Below are 15,302 nucleotides of genomic sequence, written 5' to 3' on the forward strand. Positions count from 1 at the left end.
GGTGCCGCAATTGAAAAACAGTTTTGTTAATATTGCATTTACAGAATTCATAGCTGATTTTTCTGCGGAACAAAAAACGATGTTTCCAGAATCTGGAGAACATCGTTTGAATGCAACATTACCGTTTTATGGCGGCTGGTTTACATATTCTCAAAAGGATTTAGAATCGTGGGCCTGCTGTCCTTTGGAGGCTCCGGGTGATCAACATTGTAGTGCAGTCCCACGGAGTTTTTGCGCTTCATGGACGAACGGACGATGAGATCTGCAACCTGAAGCAGGTTTCTAAGCTCCAGAAGATTGCTGGTTACCCTGAAGTTTGAATAGAATTCATGAACCTCGCTTTGGAGAAGCTTTATTCTGTGGAGAGCTCTTTCCAGTCTCTTGTCGGTGCGAACAATGCCTACGTAGTCCCACATCATAAGCCGGAGTTCGTGCCAGTTGTGCTGGATTACCACTTCTTCGTCGGCATCAGTGACCTGGCTGTCGTCCCAGTCCGGAACCTCCGGAGGCTCAATAGCGATGGGAAGTCGGGCTAGAATGTCCTCTGCAGCAGCTCTACCGTAGACCACGCATTCCAGAAGAGAATTGGATGCCAGCCGGTTGGCTCCGTGAAGTCCGGTGTACGAAACTTCTCCTACAGCATAGAGACATTCGATATCGGTTCGGCCGCGTCGGTCAACCATGACACCTCCGCATGTGAAGTGTGCGGCAGGCACAATAGGAATTGGCTCCTTTGTCATGTCGATTCCGGCCTTGAGACAACGTTCGTAAATGGTGGGGAAATGTTTGGTGATGAATTCGGCAGGTTTGTGGCTGATGTCCAGAAACATGCAGTCCGCGCCCAGTTTCTTCATTTCGTGATCGATAGCTCTGGCTACGATATCACGAGGAGCCAGCTCGCCTCTTTCATCATAATCTGGCATGAAGCGTGTGCCGTCAGGTCTTTTTAACAAGGCGCCTTCGCCCCTGAGAGCCTCGGTCAAAAGGAAATTCCGGTCATTGGGATTGTAGAGAGTGGTAGGATGGAACTGGTTGAATTCCATATTGGCTACACGGCAGCCGGCACGCCACGCAATGGCTATACCATCTCCTGATGATACTTCGGGGTTGCAGGTGTACTGGTAAACTTTGGAAGCACCACCGGTGCAGAGTGCTACGAATTTGGCCAGAATTGTTTCCACCTGGTTGGTCTTGATGTTAAAAACATAGGCTCCCAGCACCCGGTTTCCGGCAAGTCCCAGCTTTTTGGTGGTAATGAGATCAATGGCGTTGTAGTGATCCAGCAGAACGATATTAGGATCCTGAGCAGCCTGATTGATCAGCGTGTCCTGAATGGTATGTCCGGTATGATCCTGGGCATGAAAAATCCGGCGATGGGAGTGTCCTCCTTCACGATGCAGGTGATAGGGGGACTGTTCGTCGGTTTTGGGTTCCTCTTTTTCATCAAATGGAACCCCTTCCTTGATGAGCCATTCAATACTGTCATGAGCGTTTTTGAGGGTGAATTCCACAGCACTGCGATCGCAGATTCCGCCGCCGGCGATCATGGTATCCTCAATATGCTCTTCCACCGAATCATGATCATCGCAGGTGTTGTACACTCCTGCTATACCACCCTGGGCGTAGTTTGTAGAACCGGCACTAGTACCGGATTTTGAGAGAACTGTAACGTTTGACCTTTTGGCAAGACACAATGCCAGGGAAAGACCGGCTGCTCCGCTGCCGATAATCAGAACGTCAGTGTGGTGAACCACATGTCTGTTTGCAGAATTTTCATCCATGATAAATAGTCCCGGTTGTTATGATGGTGATATTTTACAACGCTGAAATGCAGTTTGCGTGACTTTTGCCACCGGATGGAGGGATTTCATAGAACAAGCACCGGAGTAAAAAAGAAGAAAGGGGAGACGAATTTTGAGAACCAGAATTGTAAAGTACTGCTGACAACAAACTTCCCCGGATCTTCCGGGGCTGTTGTTAGTCCGGCTGGTGGCCTAAAAGGTGTCCCATGCGGATTTCCTTGGTGTTGAGGTAATCGTTGTTATATTTGTTTCTGCCCACTTCAAGAGGTACTCTTTCCACCACATTGATGTGGTATTTCTGCATTTCCTCAACCTTTGTGGGATTGTTGGTCAGGAGCTTCACTTCCTTTACTCCTAATCTCTCAAACATGTCGGCGCAGATTTCATAGCGTCTTGCATCCGGCGGGAATCCCAGTCTGACGTTGGCATCCACGGTATCAAGCCCTTTGTCCTCTAGGTGGTAGGCCCGGATTTTGTTGAACAGTCCGATGCCGCGGCCTTCTTGTCTAACATAGAGAATGACGCCTCTTTTTTCAGCTGCGATTTTCTGCATAGCAGCCTTAAGCTGAAAGCCGCAGTCGCATTTGAGACTGAATAGTGTATCCCCTGTGAGGCATTCCGAGTGTATTCTGGCCAGCACGGGTTCAGATGAGGCGAGATCTCCCATGAAGATAGCGGCATGCTCTTTAAGCTGAGAATCCCGGAAGGCTTTGATGGTGAAAATGCCGTAGGGGGTGGGAAGCTGTGCAGCTTCGGTTTCTTCGATGATGACGGTATTATCGGTGTTCAAGCCGGACATTGTCTGTAATTCTGAATCCATTTCTGACTGTTCTCCCTGAGGGGATGATTATGCACCATTGGAGCATTTTTTACAAATACGGAGCAGATAATTTTTTCCTGACGCCGGGAATTGCCGTCCCGGTGATAAGGAGTATGTACCACTTTCCGGTTTTAAGAGGCCCGTCGAAGATCCGCTTGCCGGTCGAGCTGGAACGTCATACTCCGGAAAAATCCTTATTTATCTTTTTCTGCATAAAATTCAAATGTTTTGAACATGATGTAGGGTACTGTACTGGTAATCAGGGGAGAGACGCCCTCTATATGATGTTCCTTTTCAGAATTCATAAGACGGGTTCTGTAACGGAAATACATTGCCCGAAATTTTTGATCCGGATGAAGATATATGTCGGAATCGCCGCAGATATAGGTCACGAAGGCTTTTGTACGTTCTTGTTCGGGAATATTGAAGCCCGGAGCTCCTTTGGAAAGAAGTTCTTTTTCTTTAGCAAGGAATACATCGGCCTCCTGTGCTACTTTTAGTGTACTGCAATTAACGGTGTAGGGCAGAGAATTGTTCAGATTCATCCTCGCTTCCAGTATCAGTCCGGGGATTCCGGTGTTCAGCGCATTTGCCAGAGCTTCAGTATCACGGCCTCTGGTGAATTCTCCCATTCTGGGAAGAGGATTTATTATTCTGTTTTTTTCACTGAGATGAAACGTTTCCGAGGAGATCATTCTGTTCATAGGCGGGAGACTGATCATTCCGGTTATGACAAAAGCTAGGACAAGTACCGGAATTAGTGCACCGATTCCGGTCATAGCTTCTACGCTTCTGAATTTATAAATAATTCCGGAATTGACAGAATCTGCAATTACGGCAAAGATGGCCAGACAGAGGGGCAGAATATAGGCGGCCTCCAGAGAGGAGTTTATTACGCACGAAATGATGATCGGTAGGAACAGTATGGTGATTCCCAGACTGTCATAAAGTCTTCTGTCCTCGCCGAGAATTGTACGCACTATGGCGTAAAGGAACGTGATGATTCCGACAAGAGCAGGGAAGCCCCCCTCGATGGCGAGGTAACGCAAAAGATTGCCTTCGCTTTTCGGAGTGTATCCGAGGTCTGGAAGATGGTTGAACAGCCATTCGGCACGAATTCTGGAAAAAGTTCCGAAGCCATGTCCAGAAACGGGAGCAGATTCCATAATCAGGAGAGCTTCATCTGTATGGACTGCCGTTCCGGAACTTTCGAACCTTGAAAGAAAGATGGCAGCTATTATTCCGATAAACGACAGAGCAATAGTGCCGTATATCAGAGCTCTGTCCTTTGATGACAGCTTGTTTCCGGTTTTTGAAAATGAGAATAGTGCTATCATGAAAACGGCAATCGCAATGTTGAAAAGCGTCATATCACTGATGTACATCAGTGCTGCAAGAACAGTAACTATTGTTGCGATGGTGGTAAGCAGTCTTAGCATATTCAGCTTTTTTGAGGTAATCAGGAGCCAGAGAGATGCTGCCACAGCGGTGTCAAGAAATATCCCCAGTATCCATGGAGACGTAAAGCTGCCGGAAACCTCCTGATCATGCCTTCCCTGAGAGATCCCGGTTGCTGCCTCGATGATTCCTGATATGGCGATCATACTCAGTACGTCGCGAATAGCCTCCCATGAAAGTCTAAGCTGTCCCATGGCGAATACCAGCAGGGTTGTCAAAGCTCCCCAGATGGCCGGTTCGAAATTCACGAGGCCCTTTTGCCAGAGGTGGATAAGTGAGGCGATAAGAAAGGCCAGTGTCCCCAGTGCAAGAGGAAGAAGAAGCTTTGAGAAATACACCTCTTTGGTATGTCTGGCAAAAGGACAAATCATTCCGCATCCGATGATCAGGGAACCCAGTGCCAAAGTCAGCAGATTCGCAGGGTTTCCCAAGCCAATAGCTTCCGCCGGAAATTTGATATGCATAGCGAAAAAGAAGTAGATGCAAAGAATGAGTCCCAATACCGCCTTGACTGTTTGTACCATTTTTTCCTCCTGAATTTCAGAACATATTCTACTTTAATTATTGGCATTGCACACGTGGATGACGACGGAGCTTCTGGTGTTACTGCAATTGGAAGGAGGAGATGACATTATTGTGTTAGAATATGACGGATCTCCGGTTTTTGCAGCCGAGGCGGAAGTTCGGAATCTTGGATATTAACTTTTTATTTTTACCTGGTATTGAACTTTTCAGGGATACACACGTCTAACTGTGTGTAGCTGAGTTCCAGACAGTTATGGGAACCTTATTTCATGAGCGAGCAGGATGCTGATTTACAGTTGGTAAGACTGGTGCAGCGCGGGAACAGGCAGGCTTTTAATTTTCTTGTGAAAAAGTATCAGTACAAGGTTGCCGGAATTGCTCAGAGATTTGCGTCTAATCCTGCCGATGTGCAGGATATAGCGCAGGAAAGCTTTATTAAAGCCTATAAGGCAATGGAAAGCTTCCGTGGGGAGAGTGCATTTTACACTTGGCTTTACCGTATAACTGTCAATACAGCAAAGAATTTCGTTGTAAAGAATGCCGGCAGGGGAATATCCGTTGATGTGGATACTCCTGACATCGAGGCTTACGACGGTTCGGAAAGGTTGCATCAGAGAGACAATCCAGAAAATATTCTGGAAAGTACTGATGTTAAGCGCGTAATTAAGGAGGCTCTTCAGGCTCTTCCGGATGATCTCAGGCAGGCGATAACTCTCAGAGAGATTGATGATATGTCATATGATGAGATTGCTGATGTGATGGGATGTCCTGTGGGTACGGTAAAATCCCGTATTTCCAGGGCTCGCGAAATCATTAACAGAAAGCTTACTGACGCCGGAGAAAGACTTAAGGGCAATGCTTAAGGGTGTGTTTATGACTAAAGAACAGCAAGAACTTCTTTCGGCTTATTTTGATGGGGTGGCAGTCGATGATATGACTCTGGAATGTCTCCTGAGTGACGAGGAGGTTATGAAGGAGTTTGCAGCCATGTCAAAAATCCGTGCCGGTATCAGAAATGAAATACCGGAAGGAGTTGATTTTGAGGCGCTGTCCGAGACTGTGGCTCTTGAAGTTTCCCGTGAACCGGCGTTGCAGCAGAGGGCTGCTAATGATGCGGATGCAGTACCGCATGATTTGGCAGAGAAGGCTGCCCGGAAGCGCTTTAGCAGGATGTGGCATGATCTGGGACAAATTGCAGTAGCCGCCGGGGTGGCATGTCTCTGTGTATTCGGAGTGCAGTTTTGGAACGGCGGGGAAAACGCCTCTGGAAAGTTTGCTGAACAGAGTTATTTGGGCAGACATCAGGGGGTAACAGCAGCTCCTGTTACGAATACCAGTGTGAGTCCGGTGGTAACGGCCATTCCTGACGGTTCCGGAAATCTGACAGGCGTATATAATGCTAAATCCCAGCATTACCGTGAAGCCAGCGAGATGGAAAAACTCAAGGAAAAGAAGAGCCGGGAGCTGAATACTCTGGATGCGATCCTTAACGATCACGAGAGGGTGTTAAGAACTGTCGGTATGTAGAATGACAGGATACAGTCTTTGATGCGGACTTTTTTAAAGTGTTTGGTTGTTCCTCTGCTGGCCGGGATAACAATACTGGCTCAGGCGGAGGATTTTGATTTATCTGCCGACAGTACTGGTGGCAAGGTGCTTTTTGCGAACATGCAGAAAGCCTCGGTTTCTAAAAATTATGAACTCCTGTTTACCAGGGTCAGTGCCGGACAGATAGAGCCAGTATCTTTTTCCCATGGCATTACGCCTGCTGGCAGTATTTCCCACTGGCTGTTTCTTGATGGAGAGCCCTCGGGGTATTTCACCAAGGGAGATCTCATTGTTTACTTTGCATATGGTACGGAGCCTTTTGCTGTCAAGAATGCGCTCCTGCCTTCTGTTTTTGTCAGGCTGATGCAGGTTTCGGCCGATAAGATACTGAAGTCCTATACTCCGTACATTACCGGGGAAAAGCGTGTGGCCGGTAGGTTGTCCCGAGAGATTCGTCTTTCAGCCGTGGATAATTCCCGGTACAGCTATATTCTGCATATTGATTCCAAGACGAATATTCTTCTTGGTGCTGAAGTGGTGTCTCACAACAATAATCTGGTGGAAAGCTTCAATGCCGTGAATTTGGCGGTAATGGATACTCCAAATGCCAAAGTGCAGAATGTGGAGAATGCCAGTGAGTCATTTCCGGTTCCTGTGGAAAACGGCGGGAGTCCAGAACGGTTTTCCTGGACTCTTCAGGACATTCCCTCCGGTTTCGAACCGGTGTTTTCCCAGCGCTATGCTCTGGGGGATGGACTGGATATGGTGGAGCATGTGGTCTATTCTGACGGTATTGCGGATTTTTCTGTTTACCGGATTCCCCTGATAGGAAACATGGATTTTCCAGTGGTGAGACAGGGCAGAACAAATCTGTATCGTCATCAGGTTCCGCCTTATGAAATAATAGCGGTGGGAGATCTTCCCTTGGAGGCCGAAAAGATGATTGCCGAATCTTATCGGGGAGAATAGTTTGTCAAAGAAGCATATGACTGAGACACTGGCTGTGGTTACGAGTGTTGCTGCGGACGGGACTGCAATTTGCACGCAGGGACTTAACGGGATTTGCGGGGCATGTACTGACAGGAATTCTTCGTGTCCCGAAGACAATAGTTCCCCTCCTAAACAGCCGGTGGTTTTCAGTGTTCCGAATTCTCTAAATGCCAGGGTCAATGATGTTGTTCGCATTGGGATTCCTGACAGTTCAATCATGATAAGCGTTCTTATTGCCTATGTGGTTCCCCTGCTCGGTCTTATTTCCGGTGCTGCGTTGTTTGAGCAGATGTTCAAAAATGATTTTGCCGGAATAGGAGGGGCTTTCCTCGGTCTTACGTTTGGTTTTTGCCTGGCAGTGTTTCTTTCTAGGGTGTTCGTTAAAACTATTTGGGCTCCTAGGATGGTTGGTGTTTTGCCGACCGTTCCGGGATGTGGCACTGAACGAAAGTCATAAGATCATCAAAAGATCCGGCGTTTAATCTGTTATAATCCTCACCTGTCTTAGCTAAAAAGTATTTTGTGTCTGAATTCTGTTCCTGAAAACATATGAAAAATATTAGAAACTTTTCAATTATCGCCCATATCGATCATGGTAAATCAACCCTTTCCGACCGTCTGATTCAAATGTGTGGCGGGCTTACGGTCAGAGAAATGCAGGAACAGGTTCTTGACTCTATGGACATTGAAAGAGAAAGGGGCATAACCATCAAGGCTCAGGCCGTGACGCTGAACTATAAGGCCCAGGACGGTCAGGAATATGAGCTCAACTTTATTGATACTCCAGGGCATGTGGATTTTTCCTACGAGGTGTCACGTTCTCTGGCTGCCTGTGAGGGAGCCCTTCTGGTGGTTGATGCTACTCAGGGGGTAGAGGCGCAGACGCTGGCCAATTGCTATCAGGCAGTGGATCTCAGTCTTGAAGTTCTGCCGGTACTTAACAAAATTGATCTGCCCACCGCAGAACCCGAACGAGTTTGCGATGAAATTGAGGATATTGTGGGTATAGACGCGGTTGAGGCGGTGAGATGTTCTGCCAAGACAGGTGTCGGAGTTGACCAGGTCCTAGAGGAGATTGTTTCAAAAATTCCTGCTCCCCGGGGCAATCCGGAGGGCCCTCTCAAGGCTCTGATTATAGATTCCTACTTTGATGATTATATGGGTGTGGTTTCTCTGGTCAGAGTGGTGGATGGGAGCATAAAGGTTGGGGACAAGATAAAGATTATGACCACCGGAGTGTCCTGGAGTGTGGATCGGGTAGGTATTTACACTCCAAAGAGAGTGGATCGCAAGGAACTTACTTCCGGTGAAGTAGGATGGGTGGTTTGCGGTATAAAGACTATTCACGGAGCTCCGGTTGGAGACACTATAACTAATGCCAAGGACGGGGCTTCTGAACCTCTCCCCGGTTTTAAGAAGGTGAAGCCTCAAGTTTATGCGGGACTGTTTCCGGTAGCAACAGATGATTATGAAAATTTTCGTGATGCCCTTGACAAGCTGTCGTTGAACGATGCCTCGTTGTTTTTTGAACCTGAGAAGTCAAAGGCTTTGGGTTTCGGTTTTAGGTGTGGCTTTCTTGGAATGCTTCATATGGAAATCATTCAGGAACGTCTTGAGAGAGAATACAATTTGGATCTTATAACCACAGCTCCTACCGTGGTATATGAGGTGGCTATGACTGACGGTTCCGTCCAGATGGTGGATTCTCCTGCCAATCTTCCCGCGGTTAATTCTATTTCGGAGATTCGTGAGCCCATTGCGGAATGCCGGATGCTGATGCCGCAACAGTGTTTGGGGGATGTCATGCAGCTCTGTCAGGAAAAGAGAGGCATCCAGACAGGTCTTGTTTATCATGGAGCCCAGGTGGCACTAACCTATGAGATTCCCATGGGGGAGGTGGTGCTGGATTTCTTTGACAGAATGAAATCCGTGTCCCGGGGCTATGCTTCCCTGGATTACGGATTTAAAAGATTTCAGGTTGCCGATATGGTGCGTATGGATATTCTCATTGCCGGAGACAGAGTTGATGCTTTGGCGGTGATTACCCATAAGTCCAATGCCATGAATCGTGGCAAGTTGCTGGTAGACAAGATGAAGGAACTTATTCCCAGACAGATGTTTGATATTGCCATTCAGGCAGCTATTGGAAATCAGATTATTGCCAGAAGCACGGTGAAAGCTCTTAGAAAGGATGTGCTAGCAAAATGCTACGGTGGAGATATTACCAGAAAGAGAAAGCTTTTGGAAAAGCAGAAAGAGGGTAAAAAGCGTATGAAGGCTATAGGCCGTGTTCAGGTGCCGCAGTCTGCTTTTTTGGCGATACTGCAGGTGGGTAGCGATTAAGCGCGACTGAGAGGAGATTCCAATGAATACGATTACCCTGGTTCTGGTTGGAGCCACGGCGCTTACAGGTATAATGTGGCTGTTTGACGTATTCTGCTTCCGAAAGCAGAGGAAGGAGGAGCTTAAAAAGGCTGAAGCTGAAGCCAGGGTTCCTCTGACGCGCCGGGAAAAGAATGAAATACTGGAGTCTGGTGGAATCTGGGGTAATCTGGTTAGTTGCTTTCCGGTGCTCCTGGCAGTGCTTCTGGTAAGATCGTTTCTCTACGAGCCGTTTCGCATTCCCTCTGCCTCCATGATGCCGACTTTGGTGCGTGGTGATTTTATTCTTATTGAAAAGTTTCGTTACGGTTTTCGGAATCCGTTTACCAATAAAGTTTTTTACGCCACCGGCACTCCGGCCAGAGGTGACGTTGTGGTGTTTAAATTTCCGGAGGATCCTTCCATAGACTACATAAAGAGGATTGTTGGTCTTCCAGGGGATCGTATTCTGGTTAGCAAAGGGCAACTGTATATCCAGGAAAAGGGCGGTACGGATTTTAAGCCGATTACTGCCAGAGAACTTCCTGAAAACGAGCAGCTTTATCTTGAAAGAAATCCGGCCTATTCCAGTGAAGCCGGAGTTATGGGAAATGAAGATTTGCTGGGAGTGCAGCATCGAATCATGAGAGATCGCGGTGTGATGTCTCCGGAGCCGTTTTTTGATGACGGCACTTCGAATGTGGTTGGGAATATTCATGGCGAGTGGCTAGTGCCGGAGGGGCATTATTTCGTCATGGGAGATAACCGCGAACACAGCCGTGACAGCCGCTACTGGGGATTTGTTCCGGAGGATTATCTTCTGGGACGGGCTGTGGCAGTATGGTTCAGCTGCACCATGGATGGCGGTGTTAGGATTGACAGAATAGGTGGCATAAATTAGAAAATGAAAGCATCTCGCAGGGCTGAAAGCAGTTTGGAAAAGCTGGGTTGTTACGAAAAAACCATCGGATATGCATTCAATGATCGCGGGTATCTTATTCAGGCTCTTACCCACAGGAGTGCCGGCGCTGTGCATTATGAACGTTTGGAATTTCTTGGAGATTCTATTCTCGGGGTTATAATTGCCGATGAGCTTTATCACCGTTTTGCCAAGGCAGGCGAGGGAGATCTGACCAGAATGCGTTCCACCCTGGTTCGGGAGTCCTCTTTGGCGGAGATTGCCAGGAGCTTTAACCTTAGTGAATATATGATTATGGGGCCGGGAGAACTTAAAAGCGGCGGTTTTCGTCGTGAGTCCATTCTGGCTGATGTGGTAGAGGCTACTCTGGCCGCTGTTTATTTGGATTCCGGCAGAAATTTTGAACTTGCCCGGGATCTGGTGAGAACCTGGTTTGCCGATAAGCTGAAGGATATTCATCCGGGATTTGAGCAGAAGGATCCCAAGACCCAGCTCCAGGAATATCTTCAGGGTAGACATTGTCAGCTTCCGGTATACAGGGTTGTTAATATTACAGGCGAAGATCATAACCAGCAGTTTACGGTAAGCCTGGAATGCAGTCTTTCCAAGGAGCCTTTTGTGGGATACGGTTCAACCAGGAGAGGCGCTGAACAGTGCGCTGCTCAGAAAGTTATTGATCTTATACATGCGCATTCAGCTCGAGATTGATACAGGGATTTTTATGGAAACCGATAACTCCGGATCAGTAAAGCATTGCGGTTTTGTGGCCATTGTCGGACGTCCTAATGCCGGCAAATCCACTCTTATGAACCATATTCTGGGACAGAAGGTGTCTATTACTTCGCGGAAACCCCAGACTACTAGAAACAGAATTGTGGGTATTGATACCGATGGTAATTACCAGACCATCTATGTGGATACCCCGGGACTGCATACCGAGGAAAAGAGAGCTATTAATACTCTGATGAACCGGGCAGCCGAAAGCTCGCTTCGGGATGTGGAGCTGGTTTTTTTTGTAGTAGACTGTACCAGATGGACTGCTGATGACGAGATGGTGCTGGAAAAACTGAAAAAAATCGCTGTTCCTGTATTTCTGGTTATAAATAAAATTGATGAGTTTCATGATAAACGGGAGCTTCTGCCGATAATTGAAAAGCTGTCGGGAATGATGACTTTCAGGGATGTCATACCGGTTTCGGCAAAGCAGGGAACCAATGTGGACGAGCTTCGCAGAGTTGCCAGATCCTATCTTCCTGAGGGAGAGTTCTGCTTTCCGGAGGATTATGTTACGGACCGTTCCATGCGTTTCATGGCAGCAGAGATTATTCGTGAAAAGCTGATGCGGTTTACCGGTCAGGAGCTGCCCTACAGTGTCGCTGTCGAGATCGAGCAGTATGTTGTTAGGAAGAACGGAGGGGTATCCGTTTCTGCAGTGATCTTGGTGGAAAGAGACGGCCAGAAAAAAATGATTATCGGAACTGGCGGAGAGAAGCTTAAAACCATCGGAACCGAAGCCAGAAAGGATTTAGAAAAAATGCTCGGAAATAAGGTTTATCTTGAGCTGTGGGTTAAGGTCAGGAACGGGTGGTCTGATGATGCCAGAGCCCTTCGTTCTTTAGGATATATGGATTTTGAAAGTTAGTAATGTACAGTAAATCAAATCAAAAAAATACTGTGGGGTTTGTGCTCCACGCTGTGCCGTATCAGGAAAATTCGCTTCTGGTTGATGCTATTACCGCCGATTTTGGAAGGATATCTTTTGTTGCCAGGGGAGCCAAAAGCAAGAGAAGCAGTCTTAAGGCTGCATTGCAGGTTTTTGTGCCATTGAAGCTTACTCTGGGAGGTATGGATAAATCCCTAAAAACTCTGGTATGTTGTGAGGTTAGCGGCCGGCAGTTTCAGTACATTCCTCCGGTTCTGTTTTCGGCTCTGTATGCTAATGAGCTTATTGCGGCACTGTACCGTATTGAGGATAACAGTCAGATTTTGTTTGCCGCCTATCTCGATGTTCTGACACATCTTGAGGAAGGGTATCCGGAGTCTTGGGCTTTAAGACAGTTTGAGCTGGTGCTTCTTGAAGAACTGGGGTATGGTATTGATCTCAGCTTTGACAGTTCTTCCGGGGTTCCGATCATGCCACGAAAGTGGTACGTATATCAAAGCGGTACTGGCTTCAGGGAAATTATTCCGGGCATGATTGGCGGTGTTTCCATGAATGATGCGTATAATGGTGCCGATATTATTGCGCTTAGAACCGGGGAGAATCTTTCTCCTCATGCCATGCAGGCAATGAAGAATCTGATTAAGAAAAATCTGGATATTCTTCTGGAAGGCAAGGTGCTGTATAGCAGAGAGCTTTACCGGGATTATCTCAATGTCGGAAAGAGTTCCCCCGAAATTTTGGAAAAAATTGTAGCTGAATCGTCAGGGAGTGAATCCGACACAGGGGTAAAGAGCGGTGATGAGGTTCTGGACAAGTCCGGTGCGACAGAGGTTTCCGATTCGGTGGGAAACATTAGCGCTTTTGAAGGTAATACGATAGCAGAAAATGAAAACCGGACTGGAGAATCCCAGAATCCTGGATTGGAACCTGAAGCGCTTTCTGTTGCGGGAGCTGATTCAGGAGGAATCCGTGAAGCCGGAGACGAGTCCCCGGATCCGGAAAGGGATGAGAATTTTGATTTGTGACAGACGATATCAGGGCGGACTTCTGATAAGCTGAACTGATGACGGAGATGAGAGTTTGCTCATCTCCGTTTTTGCGTTGCTTAATGTGCTTTTAATGATGAAACATCACCACTGGATACAGGCAGTTAATGTTAACCCAGAATTTTCAGCCACTCTGGACTTTCTTTCTTTATGCGTTCCAGGTGATCTTCGAGCTCCAGAAGCTCTGGTTCGCATTCCTCCTGGTTTCCGGTTTCTCGAAGAACTGATTCGATAGTGTTGCACAGCTTTTTGATTCCGGGCATGCCGCTATAAACAGCAGATCCGGCAAATTTATGAATAATCCGGGCTAGTTCTTCAGGAGATACCTCTTCCCTATGCTGCATCCGGTCCTGGAATTCCGGCAGGGATTCCAGGAGCATGGTCAGCATTTCTCGGGCCAGTTCTTTTTTATTTGCGGAAACCTTAAGAGCGTCCCGGAGCGTCCAGATTGAATTTGCTGTATTTTCTTCCGGAAGATCTGTGGCTGGCACGGCTGCCAGTTCGGAGGCTGTTCCGTTGTTGCCTGATATCAGGTGATTACAATATTTCAGAACGAGGCGGCGGAGGGAATCCTCATCCAGAGGTTTTGACAGCACGTCGTTCATTCCTTCCTTTACAAAGCGGTCCTGTTCTTCCTGCACCACTAATGCAGTAACTGCAACAATCGGAGTTTTCTGATTCGGAGTGGTTTCCCGGATGTTTTTCATGGTTTCCAGACCATCCATTCGCGGCATCTGGATATCCATGAAGATCAGGTCAAATTCCGTGTGCAGACAAAGCTCTGCAGCTTCTTCGCCACTTTCTGCGGTATAGATGTTGGCGGCCATTTCCGATAGCAGGGTTTTTATAAGAAGCAGATTGGCCCGATTATCATCAACTGCCAGTATGGTGGCCGGAATGAGATGACGGCGTTCGGCGATGTTAAGATTATTGTTCTGATCCATCAAACCGGTGCCGGCGTTTTTTCCAGTATACGTGTAAGCTGAATCACTGGGGGAGCGGGAGTATATGCCGGCGGGAATTTCCGGTTTTTGCGAAGCTTCTTCTTCGGGAATACCCTTGAGGGCATCCAGCAACGTTTCCGGAATAACCGGTTTTGAAATTACTGATACCTTGGGAGATAGTCTTCGCAACTTCTGTTTTATCATTTCGTCCATGGTGTTAATGGCGATAACTACCCGATCCAGTTTTTTGAGAGGAAGCCCCATAAAGTCAGCATAGAAATGGTTGTAGTCAAAATTTTTGCCGAGTCCGATAAGGAGATATCTGTATTCGTCACGATCCGGCAGGGAACTTACCGGGGTTAGCCGGGCCAGAGAAATTACATTGAGATGCCAGTCCTCCAGGAGCTTCTTGATGGATTCTCGCACCCAGGTGTTTGCCTCCACCAGTACCACCTGCCGGTATTTAATGGTATCCAGCTGTTTGGGTACCGGCAGACTGGCGAGTTCTCCCTTTTTTAGTTCCAGATTGAAAGAAAAAGTGGTTCCCTTTCCTTTGGATGAGAAAACGCTGATCTGCCCGTGCATTTCCTCGATAAGGTGTTTGGTTATTACCAGGCCAAGACCGGTACCGCCATATTTTCTGGCAATAGAGGCATCTGCTTGATTGAATGCTGAAAACAGTTTTGTCTGTTGAGCCTCGGTAATCCCGATGCCGGTATCTTTGACTTCGCACCTGATCCAGCAAGTGTTGCCGGTGTTTTTTTTGGAATTGTCGGATTCTATGCTTAAGGCAACATTCCCGGTTTTGGTGAATTTTACGGCGTTACCGATAAGATTTGTCAGGATCTGTCCTATTCTGAGAGGATCCCCCATCAGATTATCAGGGACTGATCTGTCGATGGTGACTGTGAGCTCCAGTCCTGCCTCGTGTGCCGATGGAGTGATAATACGAATGTATTAGGTCTAAAGTCAGCACTTTAGGCCTTCTTAAATTTCCACGGCATAGCCTGCTCAAGAATAGCATTTCTTCTTTCATCAGACAGCGATTCATCTTTCAGTTCGTCTCTGTGAATACCCATATATCTGAACAGAAATTCAAGGTAATCTTCCAGGTCAACTCCATGAGCTTTGCAGGTTTCATGAAATGATGAGAACACAGCCGTAGACTTAGCTCCCTCAATAGAGCCAAATCCGCTGGGCATTGAATGTCTCAGCACTGCAAAGTC

The 15,302-nt window shown here is 47.3% G+C and carries 14 protein-coding genes; 9 read left to right on the forward strand and 5 right to left on the reverse strand.

Translation table 11 applies throughout. The annotated features are described in order from the left end of the window. Positions 1-140: 140 nt before the first annotated feature. From nadB to F557_RS0103055, 3 genes are all read right to left on the reverse strand, one after another. Complete coding sequence (nadB, locus tag F557_RS0103040) at positions 141-1,781, reverse strand: L-aspartate oxidase (RefSeq protein WP_019000785.1); 1,641 nt, start codon at positions 1,779-1,781, stop codon at positions 141-143. 196 nt (positions 1,782-1,977) lie between these two features. Continuing rightward, on the reverse strand, positions 1,978-2,601 hold the full coding sequence (gene ribA, locus F557_RS0103045) for a GTP cyclohydrolase II (protein ID WP_019000786.1): 624 nt from the start codon (positions 2,599-2,601) through the stop codon (positions 1,978-1,980). 215 nt (positions 2,602-2,816) lie between these two features. Next, the gene (locus F557_RS0103055; protein WP_019000788.1) at positions 2,817-4,604 is read right to left on the reverse strand and encodes an O-antigen ligase family protein; all 1,788 of its coding nucleotides are present in this window, start codon (positions 4,602-4,604) and stop codon (positions 2,817-2,819) included. Between the two features lie 270 nt (positions 4,605-4,874). Between F557_RS0103055 and rpoE the strand changes: the two genes are divergently transcribed. From rpoE to recO, 9 genes are all read left to right on the forward strand, one after another. Continuing rightward, a complete protein-coding gene (gene rpoE / locus F557_RS0103065) occupies positions 4,875-5,468 on the forward strand; it encodes an RNA polymerase sigma factor RpoE (protein ID WP_019000790.1) in 594 nt (197 codons plus the stop codon). Between the two features lie 10 nt (positions 5,469-5,478). Beyond that, entirely contained in the window at positions 5,479-6,132 is a 654-nt protein-coding gene (locus F557_RS0103070; protein WP_169335153.1) for a sigma-E factor negative regulatory protein, read from the forward strand. Positions 6,133-6,153: 21 nt separating this feature from the next. Beyond that, the gene (locus tag F557_RS0103075; RefSeq protein WP_019000792.1) at positions 6,154-7,122 is read left to right on the forward strand and encodes a MucB/RseB C-terminal domain-containing protein; all 969 of its coding nucleotides are present in this window, start codon (positions 6,154-6,156) and stop codon (positions 7,120-7,122) included. A gap of 16 nt (positions 7,123-7,138) precedes the next feature. Then, complete coding sequence (locus tag F557_RS20935; protein ID WP_019000793.1) at positions 7,139-7,600, forward strand: SoxR reducing system RseC family protein; 462 nt, start codon at positions 7,139-7,141, stop codon at positions 7,598-7,600. A gap of 92 nt (positions 7,601-7,692) precedes the next feature. Next, positions 7,693-9,486, forward strand: coding sequence for a translation elongation factor 4 (gene lepA / locus F557_RS0103085; protein ID WP_019000794.1), 1,794 nt, complete (start codon positions 7,693-7,695; stop codon positions 9,484-9,486). A 22-nt stretch (positions 9,487-9,508) separates the two neighbouring features. Continuing rightward, complete coding sequence (gene lepB / locus F557_RS0103090; RefSeq protein ID WP_019000795.1) at positions 9,509-10,405, forward strand: signal peptidase I; 897 nt, start codon at positions 9,509-9,511, stop codon at positions 10,403-10,405. 3 nt (positions 10,406-10,408) lie between these two features. Continuing rightward, positions 10,409-11,131: a ribonuclease III gene (rnc, locus tag F557_RS0103095; RefSeq protein ID WP_019000796.1), complete on the forward strand. Its 723-nt coding sequence runs from the start codon at positions 10,409-10,411 to the stop codon at positions 11,129-11,131. 13 nt (positions 11,132-11,144) lie between these two features. Then, positions 11,145-12,065, forward strand: coding sequence for a GTPase Era (gene era, locus F557_RS0103100; protein ID WP_026297724.1), 921 nt, complete (start codon positions 11,145-11,147; stop codon positions 12,063-12,065). 2 nt (positions 12,066-12,067) lie between these two features. Further along, positions 12,068-13,111, forward strand: a complete 1,044-nt coding sequence (gene recO / locus F557_RS20940; protein ID WP_019000798.1) for a DNA repair protein RecO — start codon at positions 12,068-12,070, stop codon at positions 13,109-13,111. 131 nt (positions 13,112-13,242) lie between these two features. Here the strand turns inward: recO and F557_RS0103110 are convergent, their stop codons facing one another. Continuing rightward, positions 13,243-14,949: an ATP-binding protein gene (locus F557_RS0103110; RefSeq protein WP_019000799.1), complete on the reverse strand. Its 1,707-nt coding sequence runs from the start codon at positions 14,947-14,949 to the stop codon at positions 13,243-13,245. 104 nt (positions 14,950-15,053) lie between these two features. Further along, on the reverse strand, positions 15,054-15,302 hold a 249-nt coding region (locus F557_RS18610; protein WP_044142584.1), incomplete at its 5' end, for a hypothetical protein.

It is taken from the genome of Succinimonas amylolytica DSM 2873 (genome assembly GCF_000378405.1).
In the GTDB taxonomy this organism is placed as follows: Bacteria; Pseudomonadota; Gammaproteobacteria; order Enterobacterales; family Succinivibrionaceae; genus Succinimonas; species Succinimonas amylolytica.

What these genes read in the sequence shown, in the direction of transcription:
- lepB (WP_019000795.1), top strand. Translation starts at nt 9,509, where the DNA reads ATGAATACGATTACCCTGGTTCTGGTTGGAGCCACGGCGCTTACAGGT.
- F557_RS0103110 (WP_019000799.1), bottom strand. Translation starts at nt 14,949, where the DNA reads ATGGGGGATCCTCTCAGAATAGGACAGATCCTGACAAATCTTATCGGT.
- rnc (WP_019000796.1), top strand. Translation starts at nt 10,409, where the DNA reads ATGAAAGCATCTCGCAGGGCTGAAAGCAGTTTGGAAAAGCTGGGTTGT.
- F557_RS0103075 (WP_019000792.1), top strand. Translation starts at nt 6,154, where the DNA reads ATGCGGACTTTTTTAAAGTGTTTGGTTGTTCCTCTGCTGGCCGGGATA.
- rpoE (WP_019000790.1), top strand. Translation starts at nt 4,875, where the DNA reads ATGAGCGAGCAGGATGCTGATTTACAGTTGGTAAGACTGGTGCAGCGC.
- ribA (WP_019000786.1), bottom strand. Translation starts at nt 2,601, where the DNA reads ATGTCCGGCTTGAACACCGATAATACCGTCATCATCGAAGAAACCGAA.
- nadB (WP_019000785.1), bottom strand. Translation starts at nt 1,781, where the DNA reads ATGGATGAAAATTCTGCAAACAGACATGTGGTTCACCACACTGACGTT.
- era (WP_026297724.1), top strand. Translation starts at nt 11,145, where the DNA reads ATGGAAACCGATAACTCCGGATCAGTAAAGCATTGCGGTTTTGTGGCC.
- F557_RS0103070 (WP_169335153.1), top strand. Translation starts at nt 5,479, where the DNA reads ATGACTAAAGAACAGCAAGAACTTCTTTCGGCTTATTTTGATGGGGTG.
- lepA (WP_019000794.1), top strand. Translation starts at nt 7,693, where the DNA reads ATGAAAAATATTAGAAACTTTTCAATTATCGCCCATATCGATCATGGT.
- recO (WP_019000798.1), top strand. Translation starts at nt 12,068, where the DNA reads ATGTACAGTAAATCAAATCAAAAAAATACTGTGGGGTTTGTGCTCCAC.
- F557_RS20935 (WP_019000793.1), top strand. Translation starts at nt 7,139, where the DNA reads ATGACTGAGACACTGGCTGTGGTTACGAGTGTTGCTGCGGACGGGACT.
- F557_RS0103055 (WP_019000788.1), bottom strand. Translation starts at nt 4,604, where the DNA reads ATGGTACAAACAGTCAAGGCGGTATTGGGACTCATTCTTTGCATCTAC.